This window comes from Nakamurella antarctica (genome assembly GCF_003860405.1).
GTDB lineage: Bacteria > Actinomycetota > Actinomycetes > Mycobacteriales > Nakamurellaceae > Nakamurella > Nakamurella antarctica.
In genome coordinates this window covers 2,634,940-2,655,842 of sequence record NZ_CP034170.1, presented here as the reverse complement: position 1 = coordinate 2,655,842, position 20,903 = coordinate 2,634,940, and the positions used below count along the sequence as shown (strand labels likewise).

21 protein-coding genes and 3 tRNA genes are annotated in these 20,903 nt (G+C 62.2%); 12 read left to right on the top strand and 12 right to left on the bottom strand.

The annotated features are described in order from the left end of the window. The first annotated feature begins 24 nt into the window (after nt 1–24). On the top strand, nt 25–1,188 hold the full coding sequence (locus EH165_RS11890) for a 3-isopropylmalate dehydrogenase (RefSeq protein WP_124799635.1): 1,164 nt from the start codon (nt 25–27) through the stop codon (nt 1,186–1,188). Here EH165_RS11890 and EH165_RS11885 read toward each other — a convergent pair. Then, the gene (locus EH165_RS11885; RefSeq protein WP_124799634.1) at nt 1,177–2,469 is read right to left on the bottom strand and encodes a M20 family metallo-hydrolase; all 1,293 of its coding nucleotides are present in this window, start codon (nt 2,467–2,469) and stop codon (nt 1,177–1,179) included. The two genes, EH165_RS11890 and EH165_RS11885, sit on opposite strands and share 12 nt — an antisense overlap. A 116-nt stretch (nt 2,470–2,585) precedes the next feature. Beyond that, nucleotides 2,586–3,545: an isopenicillin N synthase family dioxygenase gene (locus EH165_RS11880; protein WP_124799633.1), complete on the bottom strand. Its 960-nt coding sequence runs from the start codon at nt 3,543–3,545 to the stop codon at nt 2,586–2,588. Between the two features lie 115 nt (nt 3,546–3,660). On the opposite strand from EH165_RS11880, the gene EH165_RS11875 reads away from it, so the two are divergent. Genes EH165_RS11875 through EH165_RS11860 form a run of 4 tightly spaced genes read left to right on the top strand, consistent with a single transcriptional unit; the run spans nt 3,661 to nt 7,975 of the window. Then, nucleotides 3,661–4,602, top strand: coding sequence for a nucleoside hydrolase (locus tag EH165_RS11875; RefSeq protein ID WP_124799632.1), 942 nt, complete (start codon nt 3,661–3,663; stop codon nt 4,600–4,602). A 45-nt stretch (nt 4,603–4,647) separates the two neighbouring features. After that, nucleotides 4,648–5,565, top strand: coding sequence for a pseudouridine-5'-phosphate glycosidase (locus EH165_RS11870; protein WP_124799631.1), 918 nt, complete (start codon nt 4,648–4,650; stop codon nt 5,563–5,565). A gap of 57 nt (nt 5,566–5,622) precedes the next feature. Next, a complete protein-coding gene (locus tag EH165_RS11865; RefSeq protein WP_239020560.1) occupies nt 5,623–6,615 on the top strand; it encodes a polyprenyl synthetase family protein in 993 nt (330 codons plus the stop codon). Between the two features lie 49 nt (nt 6,616–6,664). Continuing rightward, nucleotides 6,665–7,975, top strand: a complete 1,311-nt coding sequence (locus EH165_RS11860) for a DUF7373 family lipoprotein (protein ID WP_124799630.1) — start codon at nt 6,665–6,667, stop codon at nt 7,973–7,975. Here EH165_RS11860 and rarD read toward each other — a convergent pair. From rarD to EH165_RS11845, 3 genes are read right to left on the bottom strand one after another with little or no spacing between them, the layout of a single operon-like run. Further along, nucleotides 7,929–8,837 (bottom strand): EamA family transporter RarD, encoded by a 909-nt coding sequence (rarD, locus tag EH165_RS11855; protein ID WP_124799629.1) that lies wholly within the window; start codon nt 8,835–8,837, stop codon nt 7,929–7,931. The two genes, EH165_RS11860 and rarD, sit on opposite strands and share 47 nt — an antisense overlap. Further along, nucleotides 8,837–9,286: an Lrp/AsnC family transcriptional regulator gene (locus EH165_RS11850; RefSeq protein ID WP_124800492.1), complete on the bottom strand. Its 450-nt coding sequence runs from the start codon at nt 9,284–9,286 to the stop codon at nt 8,837–8,839. The genes rarD and EH165_RS11850 overlap by 1 nt, the downstream gene beginning before the upstream one ends. Before the next feature lie 11 nt (nt 9,287–9,297). After that, on the bottom strand, nt 9,298–9,789 hold the full coding sequence (locus EH165_RS11845) for a YajQ family cyclic di-GMP-binding protein (protein ID WP_124799628.1): 492 nt from the start codon (nt 9,787–9,789) through the stop codon (nt 9,298–9,300). A gap of 221 nt (nt 9,790–10,010) precedes the next feature. On the opposite strand from EH165_RS11845, the gene EH165_RS11840 reads away from it, so the two are divergent. The 7 genes from EH165_RS11840 to EH165_RS11810 all read left to right on the top strand — a co-directional run bounded on the left by EH165_RS11840 (nt 10,011) and on the right by EH165_RS11810 (nt 14,535). Then, nucleotides 10,011–10,091 (top strand) — tRNA-Tyr (locus EH165_RS11840). A gap of 351 nt (nt 10,092–10,442) precedes the next feature. Beyond that, a complete protein-coding gene (locus EH165_RS11835; RefSeq protein ID WP_164479209.1) occupies nt 10,443–13,025 on the top strand; it encodes a putative bifunctional diguanylate cyclase/phosphodiesterase in 2,583 nt (860 codons plus the stop codon). A 101-nt stretch (nt 13,026–13,126) separates the two neighbouring features. Beyond that, nucleotides 13,127–13,199: transfer RNA gene (locus EH165_RS11830), tRNA-Thr, on the top strand. A gap of 93 nt (nt 13,200–13,292) precedes the next feature. Beyond that, nucleotides 13,293–13,366, top strand: a tRNA-Met gene (locus EH165_RS11825). A 130-nt stretch (nt 13,367–13,496) separates the two neighbouring features. Next, complete coding sequence (rpmG, locus tag EH165_RS11820; RefSeq protein ID WP_124799626.1) at nt 13,497–13,661, top strand: 50S ribosomal protein L33; 165 nt, start codon at nt 13,497–13,499, stop codon at nt 13,659–13,661. Nucleotides 13,662–13,666: 5 nt separating this feature from the next. Beyond that, nucleotides 13,667–14,116 (top strand): FAS1-like dehydratase domain-containing protein, encoded by a 450-nt coding sequence (locus EH165_RS11815; protein WP_124799625.1) that lies wholly within the window; start codon nt 13,667–13,669, stop codon nt 14,114–14,116. Further along, nucleotides 14,080–14,535 carry a MaoC/PaaZ C-terminal domain-containing protein gene (locus EH165_RS11810; protein WP_239020790.1) on the top strand — a complete coding sequence of 152 codons (456 nt, stop codon included), beginning with the start codon at nt 14,080–14,082 and terminating at the stop codon, nt 14,533–14,535. Before EH165_RS11815 ends, EH165_RS11810 begins: the two co-directional genes overlap by 37 nt. Here the strand turns inward: EH165_RS11810 and EH165_RS11805 are convergent. From EH165_RS11805 to EH165_RS11775, 7 genes are all read right to left on the bottom strand, one after another. Beyond that, nucleotides 14,523–15,422, bottom strand: a complete 900-nt coding sequence (locus tag EH165_RS11805) for a MurR/RpiR family transcriptional regulator (RefSeq protein ID WP_124799623.1) — start codon at nt 15,420–15,422, stop codon at nt 14,523–14,525. The two genes, EH165_RS11810 and EH165_RS11805, sit on opposite strands and share 13 nt — an antisense overlap. Then, complete coding sequence (locus EH165_RS11800; RefSeq protein WP_124799622.1) at nt 15,415–16,851, bottom strand: metallophosphoesterase; 1,437 nt, start codon at nt 16,849–16,851, stop codon at nt 15,415–15,417. The genes EH165_RS11805 and EH165_RS11800 overlap by 8 nt, the downstream gene beginning before the upstream one ends. Continuing rightward, the gene (phnE, locus tag EH165_RS11795; RefSeq protein ID WP_124799621.1) at nt 16,848–17,660 is read right to left on the bottom strand and encodes a phosphonate ABC transporter, permease protein PhnE; all 813 of its coding nucleotides are present in this window, start codon (nt 17,658–17,660) and stop codon (nt 16,848–16,850) included. Before phnE (EH165_RS11795) ends, EH165_RS11800 begins: the two co-directional genes overlap by 4 nt. Then, nucleotides 17,660–18,439, bottom strand: coding sequence for a phosphonate ABC transporter, permease protein PhnE (gene phnE, locus EH165_RS11790; RefSeq protein WP_124799620.1), 780 nt, complete (start codon nt 18,437–18,439; stop codon nt 17,660–17,662). The genes phnE (EH165_RS11795) and phnE (EH165_RS11790) overlap by 1 nt, the downstream gene beginning before the upstream one ends. Continuing rightward, nucleotides 18,436–19,203 carry a phosphonate ABC transporter ATP-binding protein gene (gene phnC, locus EH165_RS11785; RefSeq protein ID WP_124799619.1) on the bottom strand — a complete coding sequence of 256 codons (768 nt, stop codon included), beginning with the start codon at nt 19,201–19,203 and terminating at the stop codon, nt 18,436–18,438. The genes phnE (EH165_RS11790) and phnC overlap by 4 nt, the downstream gene beginning before the upstream one ends. Nucleotides 19,204–19,264: 61 nt before the next feature. Beyond that, nucleotides 19,265–20,179: a phosphate/phosphite/phosphonate ABC transporter substrate-binding protein gene (locus EH165_RS11780; protein ID WP_124799618.1), complete on the bottom strand. Its 915-nt coding sequence runs from the start codon at nt 20,177–20,179 to the stop codon at nt 19,265–19,267. Beyond that, nucleotides 20,176–20,889 (bottom strand): HAD family hydrolase, encoded by a 714-nt coding sequence (locus EH165_RS11775; protein WP_124799617.1) that lies wholly within the window; start codon nt 20,887–20,889, stop codon nt 20,176–20,178. The genes EH165_RS11780 and EH165_RS11775 overlap by 4 nt, the downstream gene beginning before the upstream one ends. Between the last annotated feature and the right edge of the window lie 14 nt (nt 20,890–20,903).

Below are 20,903 nucleotides of genomic sequence, written 5' to 3'. Positions count from 1 at the left end.
AAACAAGCTACCGAAAGAGTTCACGTGACTGTCTACGATCTGGCCATCCTGCGCGGCGACGGTATCGGCGGTGAGGTCACGGATCAAGCGCTGAAGGCCATTGACGCTGCGGGGAACCGATTCGGATTTCAGACGCGGCAGACGGACTACGCGCTCGGCGCAAATCACTACCTCGCCACCGGCGTCGTCATCGATGACGACATCATCGCTGAACTAGGTAGGCATCAAGCGATTGTGTTCGGTGCAATGGGCGACCCGCGGGTGGCCCCTGGAGTCCTCGAGCGGGGCCTGATCCTGCGGCTGCGCAGTGCTTTTCGCCAGGCCGTCAACCTGCGGCCGGTCCGCCTCTACCCCGGCGTGCCGACCCCCATTCGCGACCTCACGCCGGAGCGCTGCGACATGGTGGTGATCCGGGAAAATATGGAAGGCATGTACGTCAGCGGCGGCTCAACGCTGTACGCGGGGACGAAAAACGCAGTGGCGCTGCAGGAGTCGATCAATACTGCCCCGACGATCACCAATGTAGTGGACTACGCCTTTCGGCTCGCTACCCACCGGAGGAATCGTTTGACGTTGTGCCACAAGAAGAACGTCCTGGTGCACGCCGGTGAACTGTGGCAAAGCATCGTCGACGAGGTCGGAGCGAACTACCCGGACGTGACGGTCGACTATGTTCACGCCGACGCGATGTGTCAACACATGCCGATGAACCCAGAGCGGTTTGACGTCATCGTCACCGACAACCTTTTCGGCGACATCATTTCCGATCTCGGGGCGATGATCCAGGGCGGCCTCGGAGTGGCAGCATCCGGCAACCTCAACATCGATGGCAGCGCTCCGAGCATGTTTGAACCTGTCCACGGCAGCGCGCCCGACATTGCAGGCAGGGGCTGGGCCAACCCGGCCGCCGCGGTACTGTCCGCAGCCCTGTGTTTGGCTTCGCTCGGTGAAGGCCAAGCCGCCCTCGCGCTGGAAGCCGCGGCCGCCAGCGTCCTGGCTGAGCTTCCGGCGCTTGCCGGCGCCGAAATGGGCGCCAGCACCGACGAGCTGGGGGACAGGATGGCCCAGCGGATCACCGACACCGCACTTGCCACCGATGGGGCGCAGGGGCCCTCTATCATGACCGCGATGGCCGCAGTGTCGAAGGACCCTCGCCAAGCACTGGACGCGCCAGACTTACGGGTTTAGTGCGCCTTCGAGCATCCGTGCCAGGGTTTCTGTCAACACGTCGACTCCTGTGACCAGGTCCTCGTTGTTCGTGAATTCATTCTCAGCGTGGGAGACCCCGTCTACGCTGGGAATGAACAACATCACCGACGGCACAATGTCTTTCATGTTAGTGGAGTCGTGTCCTGCCCTGGTCTGCACCAGCATCTGCGACACCTCCAAATCGGCAGCGACCTGACGAGAGAGCTCGACGCCTTCCGGTTGGTAGGTGTGGCCCTTCCAGGTGTGGGCGTATCGACGTTCGATGTGGACGTCAGCCTTCAGTTCGATCATCGCAAACTCCTGCCGCAGCACTGCGTCTGCCTCGTCGAGCAGCGTGTCGGAAGGGGAGCGAAGGTCCAGGTGCATGTGCACCTCGCGTGCCACCACCACCGGGGAGTTCGGGTAGACGGTGAGCTGCCCGCACGAAGTGTGCAGATCCTCGCCATAGCGCTCGGCGAGCTCGCGGACGGCGACCACCGCCAGCGCCGCTCCGTACAGCGCGTCCTGGCGGTCCACCATGGCGGTGGCGCCGGTGTGTGCCTGCGCGCCGATGACGGAGATCTCGTATTTGTTTGCGGCCCAGGTCTTGTCGACTAGTCCGAGGGTAATTCCGCCCTTGTCCAACTCGCGGCCCTGTTCGATATGGATCTCCGCGTAGCAGGCAACCGATCGGCCGGTGCCTGCACCGAATACATCATTGCTCGAAATGGTACCGATGTCGATCAGAGCTTGCTGCGCGGTTACTCCCGCCGGATCAGTGGCGCAGAGTGCGGTTTCCAGTTCGATTTTGCCGGCGAATACACTGCTGCCCATCATGGACGGTTTGAATCGGGAACCCTCCTCGTTGAACCAGTTCACGACTCCGATGTTGAAAGTGGGGGTGGCTGCTCCCGTGGAGTAGTACTGCACCAGCCGCTGGGCTGCGTGGGCAGCGGCGAGAACGCCGTAGGCTCCGTCATACTTGCCGCCTCGAGGCTGGCTGTCCATGTGGGAGCCGGCCAGCACGTATGGCGCACCCGGCACAAATTCGTATAACCCGAACATGTTGCCGATCCGGTCGTAGCTGACCGAGAAGCCGCGTGCGGTAAGCCATTGCGCAAACCACGCGCGGGTGTGGCCATCCTCCGCTGTGGCCGCCTGCCGCTCGACCCCGCCCGCGGGGGTCGCTCCGAATTCTGACATCGTGAGGAAGTCAGCCAGGAGGGCTGCGTCGGCGACGCTATTGCGGGGGACCCGAATCGAAGTGGCGGCGTCGGTCATGGTGTGCTCCTGAGGGTAGGTGGCATTTTTTGAACGTGATTGGTACAGAACAGGTTTGAGCCCCTCACCGTAACCCCCGGGGTCCGCGTCCTGGGTAACGGGAGGCGCGATGAGCGTCAGCTTGGGGTAGCGGTGCGGTGGAACTTCGTCATCAGATGCGGGCCTGCGACGGCTGATTCGTACTTCGGGCTTTCGCCAGGAGGCAAGCATGACGGGAGGCATTCGACGATGGCGTCCCAGTTGGCGTTGTAGAAGAAGGGCACGCTTTGCCTGCGCGCCGCGGACGCTTCCCCCTCCACCGGATTGACGACGCGGTGCAACGTGGAGCGCCAGGTGTCGTTGGTCCAGCGGGCCATCAGGTCGCCGATGTTGACCACGTAGGCACCGTCGATGCTCGGGACCGCAACCCACTTACCGCTCGAGTCAACAACTTCCAACCCGCCGACGGTGTCCTGATGCAGGATCGTGAGCAAGCCGTAATCGGTGTGGGCGCCCGCGCGGAGTTGGCCTTTCGCGAGCGGTGTCTCGTTAGCCGGGTAGTTGACGGCGCGCAAGGCGCTGGGTGCGTGGGTAATCAGAGGGTTGAAGTATTCGGCTGGCAAGTCCAGCGCCAGCGCAAATAGTCGCATGATGCGTTCGCTGAGTAGCGTCATCGCGTCGTAATACTCGCGGCAAGTCTCTTTGAGTTCGGGAAGACTCTCCGGCCAACGGTTCTCGGTATAGATAATTGCTTCGTCGGGGCCGGAGAGTTCGTGGGTCGGTGGATCGATCGGTCCGATGTTGATACTTTCTTTGACATCGCCCGGGGTTTCGACCCCCAGGGAGGCGGCTAGCGACTCCGCGCTTACGGGGATGTACCCGTAAGGGTCGCCGATATTTTCTGGCGTCAAGGCCAGCTTCTCCGCCAAGGGCAAATCGAAGAACGCCGTCAGCGCCGACCACGTGCGTTGCTCCACCGCGCTGGGCATGCCGTGATTGATCACCTGAAAAAAGCCGACTTCGGTGCAGACCTGGCTCAGCACCGGCGCTAACTCGAGGTCGTCAAGGCTGAGATCGATGACGGGGACGTAGGCCACGGGGCATCCTTTGTTCGCCGCTGAAATTGGATAGAAGTGCAGATTAGCCTGCAGTATTGATCGCTGATGTACTCGGCACTTCAAGTTTGTACTGACAACAGGAGGAGCACACGTGGTGGCGACGCCCAAGAAGGTGATTCTGGACTGCGACCCGGGGCACGACGACGCGTTCGCGATGTTCGTCGCACACGGCCATCCCGCCCTGGAAGTGGTTGCGGTAACGACGGTCTGCGGGAATCAAACGGTGGAGCGGGTTACCCGCAACGCGCTCGGGGTGGGGGAGTTGGCAGGCATGCACGCGGTGCGCTTTGCCCAAGGCGCCGCCCGCCCGTTGATAAAGCCGCACCAGGCCGCGCCCGAGATTCACGGCGACAGCGGCCTCGACGGGCCATCCCTCCCGCAGACGTCCATCTCCCTGGACCCGCGCAGCGCTGCCCACCTGATCGTCGACCTGGTGATGGCAAGCGAACCCGGTGAGATCACCCTGGTGGCAACAGCTGCGCTCACCAACTTGGCCCTCGCGCTGCGACTCGAACCCAGGATCGCCGAGCGAGTCGCCGAGGTCGCCATCATGGGCGGCGCGATCGGGCAGGGGAACGTGACCGCCAGCGCCGAATTCAATATCTACGTCGACCCGCACGCGGCCCGGATAGTCTTCGAGGCACCCTGGAAGATCGTGATGATGGGGCTAGACGTGTCGCATCAGGCGCTCGCCACCCCCGCAGTATTGGATCGGCTGACCAGTTTGTCGTCGCCGGTGGGTGATTTCTGTGTGGAACTGCTCGACTACTTTGGCGCACAGTATCTTCAGCATCAGGGTTTTGAGTCGCCCCCGGTGCACGATCTTTGCCCGGTGATTTACCTGATTGACCCGACAGTGTTCAACCTTGTCCGCGCCCCGGTGGCAGTGGACACCACGAGTGAGCTGACCATGGGACGCACGGTGGTGGACTTACGCCTGCCCGCCGCGCCGGACTGCCGACACCAGGTTGCTACCGGCCTTGACCACAGCAGGTTTTTCGACATTGTGGTGGAGTCGATCGGCAGACTTGGCTGAGTTACGGTTCTTGATGGCTCAACGACACAACAAGGGAATACACCTATGACGCAGGGTTCGGTTGTCTCCATTTCCGCAGAGGTCCGCGACGCGCTCGCAGCGGGCCAGCCGGTTGTCGCGTTGGAGTCGACAATCTTTACCCACGGACTGCCGAAGCCGCGCAACCTGGAAGTGGCGATGGAGGCTGAAGCGTCCTTGCGTGCGGCGGGTGTCGTGCCTGCCACCATTGGCGTGGTTGACGGGGTCCCCGTCATCGGGCTCTCCACCGCAGAGATCGAGCGCCTCGCTGCTGCAGAAGACAACGTGAAGATCAGCATCCGCGACTTGCCGATCGCGATGGCGCGCACCCTCTCGGGAGGCACCACGGTTGCGGCGACCGCATTGCTCGCGCACCGTGCGGGGATCGCCGTCTTCTCCACCGGCGGCCTTGGCGGTGTGCATCGCGGCGCGTCCACTACTTTCGACGAGTCCGCCGACCTCGTCGCGCTGTCCGTCACGCCGATTTTGGTAATTAGTGCGGGCGTTAAATCGATTTTGGACATTCCAGCGACGTTGGAGCGGCTGGAGACGCTCAACATCGGCGTCATCGGCTACCGCACCACCACCTTCCCGGGCTTCTACGTTCGTGATTCCGGTTACGAGATCGGTTATCGGGTCGACACCCCCGCCGAGGCCGCAGACGTCATCCGGGCGCGCAACGCACTCGGGCTGGAGTCGGCAATTTTGCTGGCCAACCCGATCGACGAGGACAAGCAGTTGGATCCGAAGGTGCACGGCGAGGTTTTGGCGAAAGCCCTTGCTGCGGCAGCTGAACAAGGCATCACCGGCAATGCGTCGACCCCGTTCCTGCTCGACTACGTGCAGCTCGCAACCGGCGGGCGCAGCTTGGATGTCAACATCGACGTCTACCGCGGCAACGTGGCGCTGGGCGGCCAGGTAGCCACCGAACTGGCCAAACAGTAGCCCTGGGCCGCTGACGAGAATCACGTGCCCACGGCTTTCTCCCGTAGGGTTTAAAGGGTGAGTTCAACGGGTGTGATTGCAGGCATCGATCTGGCAGATCCAGGTCTCGCTGGCCGAGCGGCAACGGGATTGGCCGTGGTGGAAAAACTTCTCGACCAGGAGCTTGCCTCAGACTTCCCGTTCGTTACCGAAGCTGCCCTGCACCTCATGCATGCGGGCGGAAAGCGGTTCCGGCCGTTGTTCACCCTCGTTGCCGCTGGCATCGGTCCGCATCCCGAAGCACCCGAAGTCGCCACTGCCGCAGCGGTTGTCGAGCTGATCCATCTTGCGACCCTGTACCACGATGACGTGATGGACGAGGCCGAGGTACGCCGCGGGGCCACCTCGGCGAATGCTCGTTGGGGTAACTCGGTTGCCATCTTGACGGGTGATTTCCTCTTTGCCCGCGCCTCCAGGCTGGTAGCCGACCTTGGCCCCGACGCTGTCCGCATCATTGCCGATACCTTCGCCGAACTCGTTACGGGCCAAACACGCGAAACCATCGGCCCAGCCGAAGGTGTGGACCCGATCGAACACCACCTACTGGTGCTGGACGAAAAGACAGCCTCGCTTATCGACACGTGCGCCCGGTATGCGGGGATGTTCTCCGGCGCTACCGACGATCAGATTGCCTCGCTGCGCCGGTACGGCCGGGCCGTCGGGGTGGCGTTCCAGATCTCCGACGACATTATCGACATCACCTCCACCGATTCCGGCAAAACCCCCGGTACTGATCTGCGCGAAGGTGTCCCAACGCTGCCTGCGCTGTACACCATTCAGGGCGGGTCCGATCTTCGGCTCATCGACTTGGTAACCCGCCCGTTAACGAGTGAAAGTGAAGTGGCGGAAGCTGTTTCGCTGCTGCGCGCATCCGATGGGATGAAGCATGCGGTCGCTACGCTCGACGGGTATGCCGCTCAGGCAGCGGCCGCGCTGAGCGAACTTCCACAGTCACCGTCCCGGGATGCGCTCGGATCACTCACCCAGTTCGTGGTAGCCCGCTCCCGCTGAGGAAGGCTTCTGGGCCCCCATCAGCGGCGTCGCCGGTAACGTCAGGTGCATGACGGGGGATCTGCGGATAAAACTTGCCGGCATCGGCCTCTGTGCGCTGATCGCTAGCTGCTCCACCGGTGATGTCGGGGTTGCGACAAATGTGGCCACTAATTTTGCGCCGATCAGTGCGGCTTCTTCCGCTGACACCAAGGGCCTTCCCGGATACAGCTCCAACCCGAGCAGCGCCAACCCGAGCAGCGCCGCTGGTGCCAGTGATCCGCAGCCGTCGAGCGTCGCGGATGCCAGCTACCCCACAACTCCAGCACCGCTGCCGCCAACCGCAGGCAGCGAGGCTGCCGGCCGGATCGCCGAGGGAGCTCGTCTGGCCGCCTATGTGCTTGTTCCCACCTTTGTTTTCCCGGAAATGACCGCCAGCGCAGCGCTGTCCACCACGATTCTCAAAAACCCGGATGCCCTGGCAATCCTGGTGCCGCGCGCCACGCCGCAGGTGGCGGCGAAACACGGCATGATCGCCGGGTTTTCCTCCGCCAGGAAGACCGTCGCCGATTCCAGCGGCCGGAGCGACAGCGTCATTAATGCTGTTTTGAGTTTTGCCACACCCGCTGCGGCAGTAGTGGCGGCCACCGATCTGAATGCCAGCATCGGTATCGCCAAAGGCGCAGACTCCGCAGACGTGGTGCTGCTGAACGGTTTTAACGCCGCTGTGACGGCGCGCGTGGCGGCAGAAGCCACCTCGAAGTCGGTGGATGTGTTCGTTGCGCGGGGTTCCGTCGTCAATTATGTCTGGGCATCATCGTCAGGCGGATCCTCTCCGGACAGCATCGAACTGCTGGCGCAAAAGGTGGCATCCATGCTGACCGCGCAGCTACCGATCAGCGAAGTATTTGTGCCCACGCAACTAGTCGATCTCGCGGGGATTCCCGCGGACCGAGAAGGGCTGCTGGCGCACACCGTGCTTGGCAGCAGCGAAGGCGGAAGTGTCAACAAGAACCAAGTATTCGATTTCCAAGGGATGAAACACTTTTTCGTCAACCCGCTGGATGACGAAGAGGCTCTTACCGCGGCCGGAGTCGACCTCGTCAGCCGCGGTGTCACCACCATGTACCGGGCGGCGGACCCGGCCGGAGCACTCGTGGTGCAGGCCGCTTTTTGGTCCGAGTACGGCACCTACTACCCGGCCGCCCCCGAATACGAGGGGCCCACCGACGTTCCGGGGGTCCAGTGCGCCGGAAGCGCGGGAACGTTCTTCGTCTGCGTCTTTTCCCGCGGCCGATACGCGGTAGAGGCCGCGGCGGAAACAGTGGAAGACGTCACTGCCCAGGTGCGGGCACAGTACGCACTGCTTGCCGGTTTCTAGGGGCGCGCTTTTGGGCGCGAAGCGCGTCAAAGGTGTACAGCGCCAACGCGCACCAGATGATGATGAAACCGATCCACCGCGCAGGCGGCATCTGCTCCTGGAACACCAAGATACCTAAAAGGAACTGGAGTACCGGCGTCAAATATTGCAAAAAGCCCATGGTGGACAGGGGGAGTCGGGGCGCCGCCATCGCGAACGCCGCCAGTGGAACTACCGTCACCAGTCCGGCGGAGGCAAGGAGCGCCACGTGCCACGGACCGTTGGTGAGCAGGTTCGATCCGCCGCTGATCTGCAGGTAAATGAGGTAGCCCAGGGCCACCGGCATCAGCACCATGCTCTCGGCGCCCAACGATTCAGTAGCCCGCAGCGGCACTACCTTTTTGATCAGTCCATAGGTGGCAAACGATGCCGCCAGTCCCAAGCTCAGCCACGGGATCTGTCCAGTATCAACAACAATGACAACAACGGCGCTGGCGGCAACCGCGAGCGCAGTCCACTGCAGGGGGCGCAACCGCTCCTTCAACACCAGCACCCCCAAGCAGACGCTCACCAATGGGTTGATGAAGTAACCCAGCGCGGCTTCGACGACGTGCCCGTTATTGACCGCGTAGATGTAGATACCCCAGTTCGCGGCGATAAATACTGCGGCGGCGCAGATTTGGGCCCACACCTTGATCGGCAACTGAGAGAACGTGCGCCAACGCCGCACCACGAGCAGCACAATCGCCATCGTGACGAACGACCAGACAACCCGGTGCGAGAGGATCTCGAGGGCCGAACCCGGTTGCAACAGCGGGAAGTACAACGGGAAAGCGCCCCACAGCACGTAGGCCGTAAGCCCGTACAACACACCGCGTTTCATCAGTGTCTGTCCACCGGGGAAGGCCGGTCGATCAGGGTCGACAACACAATGGTGGATTCGGTGCGGTCGACCGAATCAAGCGCGCGTAGGCGCTCCAAAGCCTGCTCAAAATGCTGCATATTTGACGCTCGAATATGCACCACCAAGTCCGAGTCGCCTGAAACCGTGTAGGCAGCAACCACTTCCGGAATGGGGGCCAGCGCTTCTTGCATGCGAGCCGGGCTCACGTTGTTGCGAAACGTGACGTTGACAAACGCCTGCGTATTCCAGCCCAACGCTCCCTGATCCAGCCGTGCGGTGAAACTGCTGATCACCCCGGAGGCTTGCAGGCGGTCTACCCGGCGTTTGACGGCAGGCGCCGAGAGACCGACAATTTCGCCGATCTCCCGAAACGAGGCCCGCCCGTCCACTACCAAACACGAGACGATGTGCTGGTCTATGTCGTCGATAAGCACGGAGCTCAGCGGTAGTTCGTGAACTGCAAGGCGATCTCGAAGTCAGCGCCCTTCAGCAGCGCGATCACTTCTTGCAGGTCATCGCGCTTCTTACCCGAGACGCGCAGCTGCTCGCCCTGGATCTCTGCCTTGATCCCCTTGGGGCCCTCGTCGCGGATCAACTTCGCGATTTGCTTCGCCTTGTCCGAAGCGATTCCTTCAACGATTTTTCCGGTGACCTTGAAAATTTTGCCAGACGATTGCGGTTCGTCAATCTCCAGGGACTTCATCGAGATTCCACGCTTGATCAGCTTCTCGCGGAAGACTTCAATGGCGGCCGCGCACCGCTCCTGGGTGTCGGCGGTGATGGTCACACCGTCGTCACCGGCCCAGACGATGCTTGCGTTGACCCCGCGGAAATCGAATCGCTGGGACAGTTCCTTAGCCGCCTGGTTGAGGGCGTTGTCGGCCTCCTGGTGTTCAACCTTGCTCACTACGTCAAATGACGGATCGGCCATGGTCCCTACCTCTTTCCTATGATGAAGCGTCGCTGGCGGTGAATCTTGCCCGGATGCCCATTGGTGGCTGCTCCTAGCTCATTGTTCACGGTGTGAGCTCGCGAGGCACCATTGCACCGTGCTCGACCGGTTGGACCTGCGGATTGGGCTCTGCGCGCGCCGTCCTTGTATTATTCTCCCGAGCGCGACCGCATGGCAGCGAGAGCGCTAGCAAGAAGCACGGCAGGTTGCCCGAGTGGCCAAAGGGAGCTGACTGTAAATCAGCCGCGCAAGCTACGGGAGTTCGAATCTCTCACCTGCCACACCAGTAGTCGATAGGCCAGACGCCCACCTTCGAAGGACCAGAAGGGGGGCGTTTGTGCTTTTAGTTGGCCGGATGGGTGGCCCGAGGCGACACAGAACGGTAGAATCAGGACAAACACCGCATATGCAGCGGTTCTTCTTTCGACCGCGATCGAAAGGGTACAAAATGTCCCCCGATTGGGTGGAAGCAGGTCGTCATGAATTCTTTTGTTCCACGGGTGAACTTATCGACGCTTAATGCAGTTACGCTGCTGTGATGTTGCGGTCGTCACTGTGAAAACAGTTTGGTGCTCACGTGCGAGCAGCAACCCCAGTCTCGGGTTTCCCGGTAGGGGATGCAGGACCATGCGATGAGACAGACCGAATCCACCATCACCAACCGTAGGCCGCGGCGCTACCAGTCACCGTCGGTAATTTTCCCCATCACGACTGCTGTTATCGCCGCACTGAGCCTTCCGCTGTGGATCTGGATCAGCGTCGTCGGTATTGCTTCGCCCACCGGCATCGGTCTCGAGACGCCTCTCAAGTTAGCTGCCGGTTTTGCGGTGATGTTCACCGTTTTCGTGTGGTCTGAAGTCGTACCCGTCAAGGTCGAAGTCCGCCGCGAAACCCTGATGGTAAGCCTGTCGGAGTTGCCCCTGGTCATCGGATTACTGGTGCTGCCGTGGTACCTCGTCATTGCGACCCACGTGATCTCCGGGATCGCGGTGTACATCTTCCGCAAAGACGGCTGGCGTAACTCCTTTCTCAATCTCGCCCTCATCTCTGCTGAAACGGGCACGGCCCTCGGCGCCATGGTTGTGGTGCATGCCATAACCGGCGAAGCAGCAACGGGTTTGCTGCCGGTTGCAGTGGGCGTGCTCGCCGGGGCGTTGATGTCCTCGCTGATAGTCGGGGTGGCTTACCAACAACTGGGCCCCGCCGAGCCCTTGGGACATGTCGTCAGTCGCGCCGCGTTTTCCGCTGGGTTCGTCATCATCGTGTCGCTCGCGCTATTCACACTCTGGAACAGCGGCACTGCCGGGCCACCTTTGGTCGCCGCGCTGACCGTCGTCATGGTGGCCATTTATTTGACGTTCCGGGCCATGATGACCAAGCACGCCAACCTGAACCAGATGTACGACATCGTCAAGGCCGTCGGTATCGCCCGCGAAGACACCTCCCGTTGGCCCGAAATGCTGGAGATGGTGCGGCAGCACCACAACGCAGCCATCGCGGCGCTCTACCTGGAAACGGGTTTCGGAGACGTCCGGCCCGTAGCGGATCACCTCGTCGCACTTGCCGTGAATCCAGAGGGCACGCAGGCTTTGCCAGCGATCCCGACGACCGATGCGTTGCTTGAACAGGCCCGCACCGGCGGTCCCGCACGCGCCAGCGTCGATGAGGCTAACTCCCCAGAGATCGCCGAAAGCCTTCGGATCCGTGGCGCCAGCGACGTCATGGTTGTCGTCCTGCGGAGCAACGACGAGATCCGCGGGTACCTCGAAGTTCGCAACCGGCTGAGCCGATGGGGCGAATTTTCCGACGAGGACGCGGAATTCCTGGAAACGATGTCGGGCCACCTCGCCACCGCGCTCGAAAATGTCCGGCTGATGTCGAATCTGCGTGATGAGGCCTACCGCGACTCCGTCACTGGATTGCGCAGCCGTACGGGCATGGCGGTTGACGCCGAGCTCGCGTTAACGTTGGGCAAGCTTGGATCCGTGGTGCTGATCCAGCTGGGAACCATCTCTGCCGTGAATAACGCACTGGGGTACCAACACGGCGAAGAACTTTTAGTGGCAGCTGGCAAACGGATCCGAAACCTCAACCCGGCAACCCGCCGAGTTGCGCGCTTGGAATCGGATCTGTTCGCCATCTTGATGGAACCGATGGAAGAGGAGATCCTGACTCGTCAGGTGCGGGACGTCCTGAACTCCGTCGGCGCCGCGTTCTCGCTGGCCGGCGTCGATGTCGAGGCCGAACCACATGCCGGAATCGCGTTTGTCCAGCCAAACGCAAACCCGGCCCTGGAAGGAGTGGCGCTGTTTCAGCGTGCGGAGATGGCGCTTCTTGCCGGACGGAACCGCAACGAAAGCCTTGAGATCTACCGACCGACAATGGGTGAAACATATCGGCGCCGATTCAACCTCGTCACCCAGTTCCGGCAAGCCGTTGAATCAGGCCACATCTCGGTGTACTACCAACCGCAAGTTACGCTGCGAAACCAGGAGCTTCGCGGGGTGGAGGCTCTTGTCCGGTGGCAGCATCCCGAGTTCGGGATGGTTAACCCGGCCGAGTTCGTCAAGGCGATCGAGGCCACCGGTTCGATCGACATCCTTTTCGATCACGTTCTCAACACCTGCCTCAAACAGTCGAATTTGTGGCTTGGGCGCGGCTTGCGGATACCGGTCGCGGTCAACGTCTCCGTCCGCAACCTCACCGCCGACTTCCCGGACCGCGTCGCCGCGGCGCTTGCCACACACCAGGTGCCGGGGGAGCTGCTCACACTCGAACTGACCGAATCCAACATGATGGCCGACCCCGAGCAGTCGCTGCCGATCCTCAGCGCGCTGCACGCCCAGGGCATCAAGATTGCGGTTGATGATTTCGGCACCGGCTATTCCTCGCTTGCCTACCTTCGCCGGCTACCGGTCGACGAACTCAAGATCGACCGGTCGTTTATCCAGGGCATGTCTACCGCTCTCGGTGACCTGGCCATCGTGCGGTCCATCATCGATCTAGGGCACTCCCTCAACCTGCAAGTGATCGCGGAAGGCGTCGAGGAGGAATCATCCCGCGAGGTTCTGCGGTCGATGCGCTGCGATGGCATGCAGGGCTTCCTGTTCAGCCGCCCGCAGCCCATTGATCGGTTCGAGGCCTGGCTAGCGGCTCGGACCGTCCGATCCGTACACGAAAGCACCGAGGCTCCAGTGCTGCGGGTGGTTGGCTGACCAGCCGTTTTCTTTCCGAGGGCAGTACTGCTGTACAGTCATCCAAGTCCGCCGCTGACGTTGTGCCCCTAGGGTATGAGCAGATACGGCGGGTGAAGCATGCCCCCTTAGCTCAGTCGGTAGAGTGACTCCATGGTAAGGAGTAGGTCAACGGTTCGATTCCGTTAGGGGGCTCAGGATGGCGGCTGTAGGACATTCGCTGGTTTAGCAATTGTCTTGCGGCCGTTTTCTGTGGGGACAGGTGTCGGCTGACTGTCTTTCACGCACGGCGGTGTAGCTCAGCTGGTTAGAGCGAGCGACTCATAATCGCTAGGTCGCCGGTTCGAGTCCGGCCATCGCTACTAGCGGTTATAGCCCCGAGATGGGGCTAGTGACCGTAGCCGACTGCTCGTGGGTCACCGCGAAGCAGCCCGATACCAAAGATAGACGTGGACCACTTCGGTCCCCGCAGCTGAAGAAAGAGGCCCCACCGTGGCCGCGACCGACGTACGCCCGAAGATCACTCTCGCCTGTGAAGAGTGCAAGCACCGTAACTACATCACCCGTAAAAACCGCCGCAATGACCCAGATCGTCTTGAAATCAAGAAGTTCTGCCCGAACTGCGGCACCCACAAGAACCACAAAGAAACCCGCTAAAAGCCGTGCCGATGGACCAGGCATTCTTGGGCCGCAGCTTCCCCTTCGCCGAACCTTACGAGGTGGGCATCGAGAAGATCCGCCAATTTGCGGAAGCCATCGGTGATGACAATTTGCTCTACCACGACAGGGTGGCCGCGCAACACGCCGGCCACCCTTCCGTCGTTGCACCCCCGACTTTCGCTATCCAGGTGATCGCCCGCGCGCAAGATGCCGTGATGTTTGATCCGGCGCTGGGACTCGATTTTTCCCGCGTCGTGCACCTTGACCAACGGTTTGAACACCTTCGCGCTATCTACGCGGGCGACGTGCTGTCCTGCGTCGTGACGGTCGAGTCGATCAAGGTCCTCGCGGGTAACGACGTGTTGACCGTGCGAACCGATGTGACTGATATCGAAAATGCCCCCGTGTGCAGCGCATGGGGAACTCTCGTTTCCCGGGCCGCAGCGTCATGATCGCGTTCGAATCGGTTCCGGTAGGCACCGCGTTGCCGTCCTTGAACTTGACGGTGGACCGCGCTCAACTCGTCCGTTATGCGGGAGCTTCCGGCGATTTCAATCCCATCCATTTCAATCAACGCATCGCAGAAGCGGTAGGTCTGCCGAATGTGATTGCCCACGGCATGCTCACCATGGCGCTTTCGGCCCGAATCGTGACCGGCTGGATCGGCGACCCATCGGCGGTCCGCGACCTCTCGGTGCGCTTCACCCGTCCCGTGATAGTCCCCGACGACGACCACGGCGCCGCGCTCGAGATTTCTGCCGTTGTGGGCGCAGTTGACGCCCAAGCGCGGACCGCCAGAGTCGACATCACTGCCAAGTTCGAAGGCCAAACGGTACTGGGCAAAGCCCGCTGTGTTGTTCAGCTGAGCTGATTCTTAGTCGGGCGGCCACCACGGGGGCCTGACTCGTCGCTGAGATTGTCTGACAGAACCTCGAGTACGAGGTCCCGAGCTGCGCGTCCTGCGGCGCCCAAACGTTCTGCCACCTGCGGTAGCAAGGCGTGCAAAAAGACCGTATGGGCAATGCGCGACGGGTGCTCAAGCTCCCCACCGAAGGAATCATGGACCGACGCAATCACGATCGCCACATCAGCCAATTCGGTCAGCGGGGTGGCCGCGAACGACGTAATGACGATGAGTGTCGCCCCGGTGAGCGCCGCCGCCTCCGCCACAGCCAGGCTGCCTCGGTTTGCGCCGGATCCACTGATCACGACCAGCGTGTCCTCAGCGGTAAGTTGGCGGGCGGCAATTTGCTGCCCCAAGCTGTCGCCGATGTATTCAGCTGGCCGGCCCGTCGCGGTGAGACGGAGCGCAAGGTCCACTGCCAGCGGCCCGGAGAGACCGTTAGCCACGCACAGCACCCGAGTACTCGTGGCGATCGCGGTCACCGCCGCGTTCAGTACCTCTGTCGTGAGCATCCCCAGAGATTCGGGCAGCCTGGCCGCGATCCGTGCCACGTCGGCTCGCAGGGCGCCGAGCGCGTCATCAGGTGCCACGGGCGGGGGAGGGGCGACGGCGAGTTGGCGTGCCAGCGCAACCCGCAGCTGCGGATAGCCGCGGTATCCCAGCCGTTGGCACGTGCGGATGACGGAGGATCGAGCCACGCTGAGTCGATCGGCGAGCTCCTGCGCCGTCGACTCCAGGACACCGTTCGGATCACTGGCGATCTCGTTGGCAACCTTGCGCTCGGTGGGGTGCAGCGAATCAGCAAGTGTGGCTAGGCGCGCCGCCAGCGTCGAAGTACTGGTTGCCTCAGGCATCGTCGTGGTCCTGTTCGTGCTCGTGCTGATAACCCGGGTATGGCGCATCGCCCGAAACGTGCTCCGCTTCGTAGCCACGAGAATACGTGCCAGACACTCGAGCTTCGGTGACTGCCAGTTCCTCAAACCAATCGATGACCTCGGCCCGTTGAACCCGCCAGGGTGGAAGCACCGCGTTCAGCGCGGCATTGGCAACGAAATCTACGGCTGCGTCCTGATTGCCGCCGGAAGGCCTGACGTCCAGTCCCCACATTGTCCACCGCGGCGCCACTTCGAGCGCTGACACAAGCTCGCGTCGAGGCATCCGATAGTGCTGAACGCCGTATGGGGCCTGAAAAGCCGCACTGATTTGCCGCCAACTCCTAGGCTCCGGGGGGAGAGCCAGCACCGACGCCGGGCCACCAAGCCTCGCGGCAACCGCTGCGTGAATCTGCGTATCGGTGAGCGAGCACAGGCTGTCGCACCACTGTTGAGCCTTCCGGTCGAGTTCGGCCAACGGCGACGCCGGTCCAAAGGCACCGTCGGCGGTCCTTGGTGCGGTATCGAGCCCGGTGAGAGGCACCGCTGTGGCGGTCCGTTCGATGATGACACCGTCAAGGAGCGTGAACTTAAGCACTCCGATGTACTCGCCGCCATACCCGGGCTGCACCACCGCGACACTGCTGGCCGGGGCGGGGACGCCGCTGACCGGGGCGGGGACGCTGCTGACCGGGGCGAGGACCGCTGCGGTGCGGTGTTGATGTCCAGCTACCAGGCCATCGATTCCTCGAACCTGCGCGATGATGCGGGCGGCCTGATCCTCGCCCGTGTCGTACTGAGTGGGCTTCCCGGTAACGAGATCTCGTTCAAGCCCGCCGTGGTAGCTCACGAGCAGGAGGTCCACCTGGGGCCGTAGGCGTTCGGCTTCGGCGCGCACCGCCTCGACCGGATCGACGAAATATGCGCCGTCCAGCTCGTCATAGATGCTCAGCCGCTGGACGTGACCCGTGACGACACCGATGACGCCAATCCGGACGCCGTCGCGGACCAGCACAGTTGAGGCGGGAAGCGCTGCAGACCCATCAGAATTTCGCCAGTTTGCGCAGAGGAACTGTATCTGGCCGGACGCACCGATGTGCTCTCTGAGCTGTTGAACTCCACGGTCGAAATCATGATTCCCGGGCACAGCAACGTCAAAACCGAGGCGTTCGATCTCCATGACCATGGGATGCCCCCGCGGCCAGTCTTGCCGAGCGATCCACGAACCCAGCGGCGAGCCGGTAAGCAGGTCGCCATTGTCGATTATCAGGCAACGCTCGCGGTCGACGCCCGCAAGAAAGGCCCCAACGTGCGCCAACCCGCCCGGGCTGGCACCAGTACCCCGAGCAGGCAGCCGCCAGTGAGCGTGCAGATCACTTGTCGCGTAGACCACGATGTGCTTGGGTGTCATCGCAGGCGTCGGCGCAACATGCCCGAGATCCAGTCGATCAGACTGACCATAATCACCACCCCAATCAGGATGATCCCCACCCGATCCCAACTGCGAGATGCCACAGCAAAAATGATGGGCGTACCGATTCCACCCGCGCCCACAATCCCCAAGATGGCCGCCGAACGCACAGCGATCTCAAACCGGTTGAGGGCCAGCGAGAGGAACTGCGGGATGAGGCGCGGTAGCTGCGAGTAGATAAGAATCTGCGCTCGCGTCGCCCCCACGGCCACCATCGACTGATCCGGGCCGACGTCGAGTTTCTCGATTTCCTCGGCATAGAGTCGGCCCAGCATGCCGATGGTGTGCACGCCGATAGCCAGGGCCCCGGCGAAGGGGCCGGGGCCCACCATCTTGACAAAAATCACCGCCAGCACAATTTCTGGAAATGTCCGCACGATGGTGAAGAAAATGCCAGTCGCCACGGGAACCGGCGCGCGCCGTCGGCCGGGTCTGGTGGCCGCAAGAAAGGCGAGTGGGGCAGCGCCGAGGACGGCGATCACCGTGCCGCAGAAGGCAATTGCGAGCGTGAGGAGTAGCAGGCTCAGTAGATCCTCGCTGGTCCCGTCCTCGACGTAACCCCAGTCCGGGTGCAGGAAGCCCCTGACGATAGCGCCCAGCACCAGCGACCATGACGAGCCGATGCGCACCCAACCGATCCCGGCAAACGCCCACACCACCACCGAGACCACCGCGATGATCGTGAGGATGCGGCCAAGGGAGAGTCGTGGTTTTCCCGCCAAAGGCGGTCGTAATTCCTTCACCGCCATCAGAGCAACCTCCGTCGAGCCCACGCGCTGAAAGCATCAATGGCCAGCACGACCACAAAGATCGAGATGATGATGACTGAGACCCGGTCATAGCGCATCAGGCCCATGGATGCCTGCAAGGTGACGCCAACGCCGCCGGCGCCGACGTAGCCCAACACGGTGGATGCCCGCACATTGATTTCGAACGCGTACAGCGTGTAACTGATCATGTTGGGCAAAATCTGCGGAACGACGGCGTACCGGGCTACATGGGTGCGCGTCGCCCCGACCGCCGTTAACGATTCGACCGGGCCTTGATCAATGGTGTCGATCGCCTCGTAGACGAGCTTGCTGACGACGCCAAAGGTGAAGACGGCGATAGCGAGCATCCCCGTGAAAAGGCCGATGCCCACCACCGCCACGAAAAGAGCGGCCAGCAGCAGGTCCGGAACGGTACGGATGATGTTGAGGAAACCCCGGACAATCGTGGAAAGGAGCCGGCTACCCGTCATCGGGGCGGTTGCCAGAAATGCAATGGGGATCGCTGCGGCAGCGCCAAGAATGGTGCCGGTGATCGCCATCTGCAACGTCTCGGCGACGGCTGGCAGCACTTTCGGGAGGTAGGACCAATCCGGGGATGCCAACTTGCTGAAGACAACACCCATCTGGTCGAGGTTGCCTGCCAGTGAGAAAAGGTCAGTGTCTATCGCCTTCGCGCTTGCCACCAGAATCACGATCACCACTGCTGCAATCGCCGCTTGCACCGGCAGTTTCCGGTGGATGCTGGCGGCTAGTTTCACGACGCGTCCTCGCTCTTGAGAGCTGCGTACTCGTCGCCGTAGATCTCGGCGAGCCGCGCGTCGGTGGCCTCTTCCGGGAGGCCATCAAAGACCACACCCCCGTCGCGCATACCGATCACTCTCGTTGCCCATTTTCGGGCCAGCGCCACGGAATGCAGGCTGGTGATGACGGTGATCCCTAATTGCTGGCTGATCGCCCGAACGTCGGCAAGCACTCGATCGGTGCTCACCGGGTCCAGGGATGCTACGGGCTCGTCGGCGAGCAGGACACTCGGCTGCTGTACGAGAGCGCGGGCAATTGCCACCCGCTGTTGCTGGCCGCCGGAGAGCTGGTCTGCGCGGCTGAAAAGTTTGTCGCTGAGCCCCACGCGCGAGAGAGCGTCATCGACGAGCGCGTAATCGGCCTTGCTGAAAAGCCCCAGACTGCCCTTCCAGGCGGGCATATGCGCGAGCCGCCCGACGATGACGTTGCGCTGCACAGTGCTGACCCCGACCAGATTGAAGCTCTGAAAGATCATCCCGATCGTGCCCCGAATACGGCGCACGTCGCGGGACGATGCTCCCGTAACAGATTCGCCGTCAACGAGAACGACGCCTTCGGTCGTCTCGGTCAGCCGGTTGATCGTGCGCAGCAGCGTCGACTTTCCGGCCCCGGAAAGGCCGATTAACACAATGAACTCGCCACGGTTAATGGTCAGGCTCACGTCACGGACCCCGACCACACCGTTGGGGTAGGTCTTGCTGACGTTCTGGAAGGTAATCATTGGCTTATCCCTTTCAGCGGAGCGGGTGGGCGAAGATCACTCCGCCCACCCGGCCGGTGGCTTAGAGCTTGGATGCCCGGGCGATGTAGTCGCGCACTACGTCGTATGCCGCTTCGTCCGCAGGCACATAGCCGCGGTGTGAGTACAGCGTCGAGATGATTTTGAGGCCGGCGGGGTCGGCAGCGATGGCCAGGAAGGCCGCCTTAACGGCATCCTTGGTCGCGGCGTCCAACTTGGTGTTGACCGCGATAGCGTCATTGGGAATCAGCGACTTGGTGAGGTAGAGCACCCGGACCTTATCGGTGATATCGGGGATGTCCTTCTTCAACAGAATGCGGCCGCCTTCGAAGGAGAATGCTGCATCCACGGTGCCGTCGAGTACCGCCAGGATCGAGCTATCGATCCCCGCGACGGTCGTCAGTTTGACGTCTTTGTTGATATCAAGGCCGGCTTCGGCCATTTCAACAATCGGGAAAATGTACCCGCTCGCCGAAGCCGCACTCTGGGTGGCGATGGACTTGCCCTTGAGGTCGGCGAGGGTCTTGATGTCGCTGTCCGCTTTGACCAAAATTTCACCGTGGAATCCGGCAACAAGCTTGTCGGGGTTCGGGATAGCAGTGACCGGGTCGGCCGCCGGGATCTGCGCCTGGAGGATGGCGTCGGCAGCGCCAGCATCGTGGGCCAGTACGTAGCTGGCGGGCGGCATGATCCCGACATCGACCTTGCCGGACGACATTGCCTCAATGATGGTCGAGTAGTCAGTCGCGATGTTGACCTTGACCTCACGCCCGAGTTGCTTCGAGAGAAGGTCGGCCAGGGGCTGAGCCTGCGCTTGCATGTCTTGGTCAGTGCGGGTGGGGACAAACTGGACGACCAACGGGCCCTGTTTTGCTGCAGCGTCGCTCGAAGATGAGCAACCGGTGAGTGTGATGGCGGCGATGGCGCCAAGCGCAATGACCGTACGGAATTTTTTCATGACTGGTAGTGCTCCTTATCGGTGGCGGACTGAGTTCGGACGGCAGCGTGAGTGGAGTTGCCGGGTGAATGGAGGACGGGTGAGTCGGTCTCGGCCCACGCGATGATGGCGTTGTAGAGGCCGGGCAGGGTGGGGCTGGCGAAATCCGGTCTGGCGTTGCCTGACGGATTGCCAACAAGTGCGGTTTGGCCGCCGAGCTCAGCGACGGGGGCAAGATCGTTTTCCCAAATGTCGCCGATACTGAGCACTCGGCCCTCGGCCAACCAGTTCTCGACGCGCACTCGCAACCCGGCCGGCTTGGCCGCCGAACTGTGCACCGCGTGAAAATGGCCGTCGAGTCCTAGCGAGGAGAGCGCGTAGTCCAGCTGGATGTCGGGGGCATTCGTCACGAGGACGACGCGGCTGGTTGCGCCGATCCGCGCGAGTACTGCTGCAAGGTCCTCTGGTGCCCTGATCGGCGCATCCTGAGTGCCGAGCAACGCGCGGCTTTCTTGGTAGGCGCTGTTCATCATCTCCGGAGTGGCCCCGGCGGCAACTGCTAGCTTGTGCACGAGGCCGTAGCCGTCCGTGACATCGCCGGCGAAGAATCCCAGTTGATCGGCGCGTTGCACCCCGCTGGCAACTGCTTCTTCAAGGGTGGCGCCGTCGGGCCCCAGCAGTGCAGCGGCGGAGCGCGCGTAAGCGAGAACGGGCCCGTGGCCGATCGCCACTGTGCCGTCGAAAT

Bases quoted from the DNA above. Each gene is read 5' to 3' on its own strand.
- EH165_RS11885 (WP_124799634.1), bottom strand. From the start codon at position 2,469: ATGACCGACGCCGCCACTTCGATTCGGGTCCCCCGCAATAGCGTCGCC.
- EH165_RS11870 (WP_124799631.1), top strand. From the start codon at position 4,648: ATGACGCAGGGTTCGGTTGTCTCCATTTCCGCAGAGGTCCGCGACGCG.
- EH165_RS11860 (WP_124799630.1), top strand. From the start codon at position 6,665: ATGACGGGGGATCTGCGGATAAAACTTGCCGGCATCGGCCTCTGTGCG.
- rarD (WP_124799629.1), bottom strand. From the start codon at position 8,837: ATGAAACGCGGTGTGTTGTACGGGCTTACGGCCTACGTGCTGTGGGGC.
- EH165_RS11845 (WP_124799628.1), bottom strand. From the start codon at position 9,789: ATGGCCGATCCGTCATTTGACGTAGTGAGCAAGGTTGAACACCAGGAG.
- EH165_RS11835 (WP_164479209.1), top strand. From the start codon at position 10,443: ATGAGACAGACCGAATCCACCATCACCAACCGTAGGCCGCGGCGCTAC.
- EH165_RS11810 (WP_239020790.1), top strand. From the start codon at position 14,080: ATGGGGAACTCTCGTTTCCCGGGCCGCAGCGTCATGATCGCGTTCGAA.
- EH165_RS11805 (WP_124799623.1), bottom strand. From the start codon at position 15,422: ATGCCTGAGGCAACCAGTACTTCGACGCTGGCGGCGCGCCTAGCCACA.
- EH165_RS11800 (WP_124799622.1), bottom strand. From the start codon at position 16,851: ATGACACCCAAGCACATCGTGGTCTACGCGACAAGTGATCTGCACGCT.
- phnE (WP_124799621.1), bottom strand. From the start codon at position 17,660: ATGGCGGTGAAGGAATTACGACCGCCTTTGGCGGGAAAACCACGACTC.
- phnC (WP_124799619.1), bottom strand. From the start codon at position 19,203: ATGATTACCTTCCAGAACGTCAGCAAGACCTACCCCAACGGTGTGGTC.
- EH165_RS11780 (WP_124799618.1), bottom strand. From the start codon at position 20,179: ATGAAAAAATTCCGTACGGTCATTGCGCTTGGCGCCATCGCCGCCATC.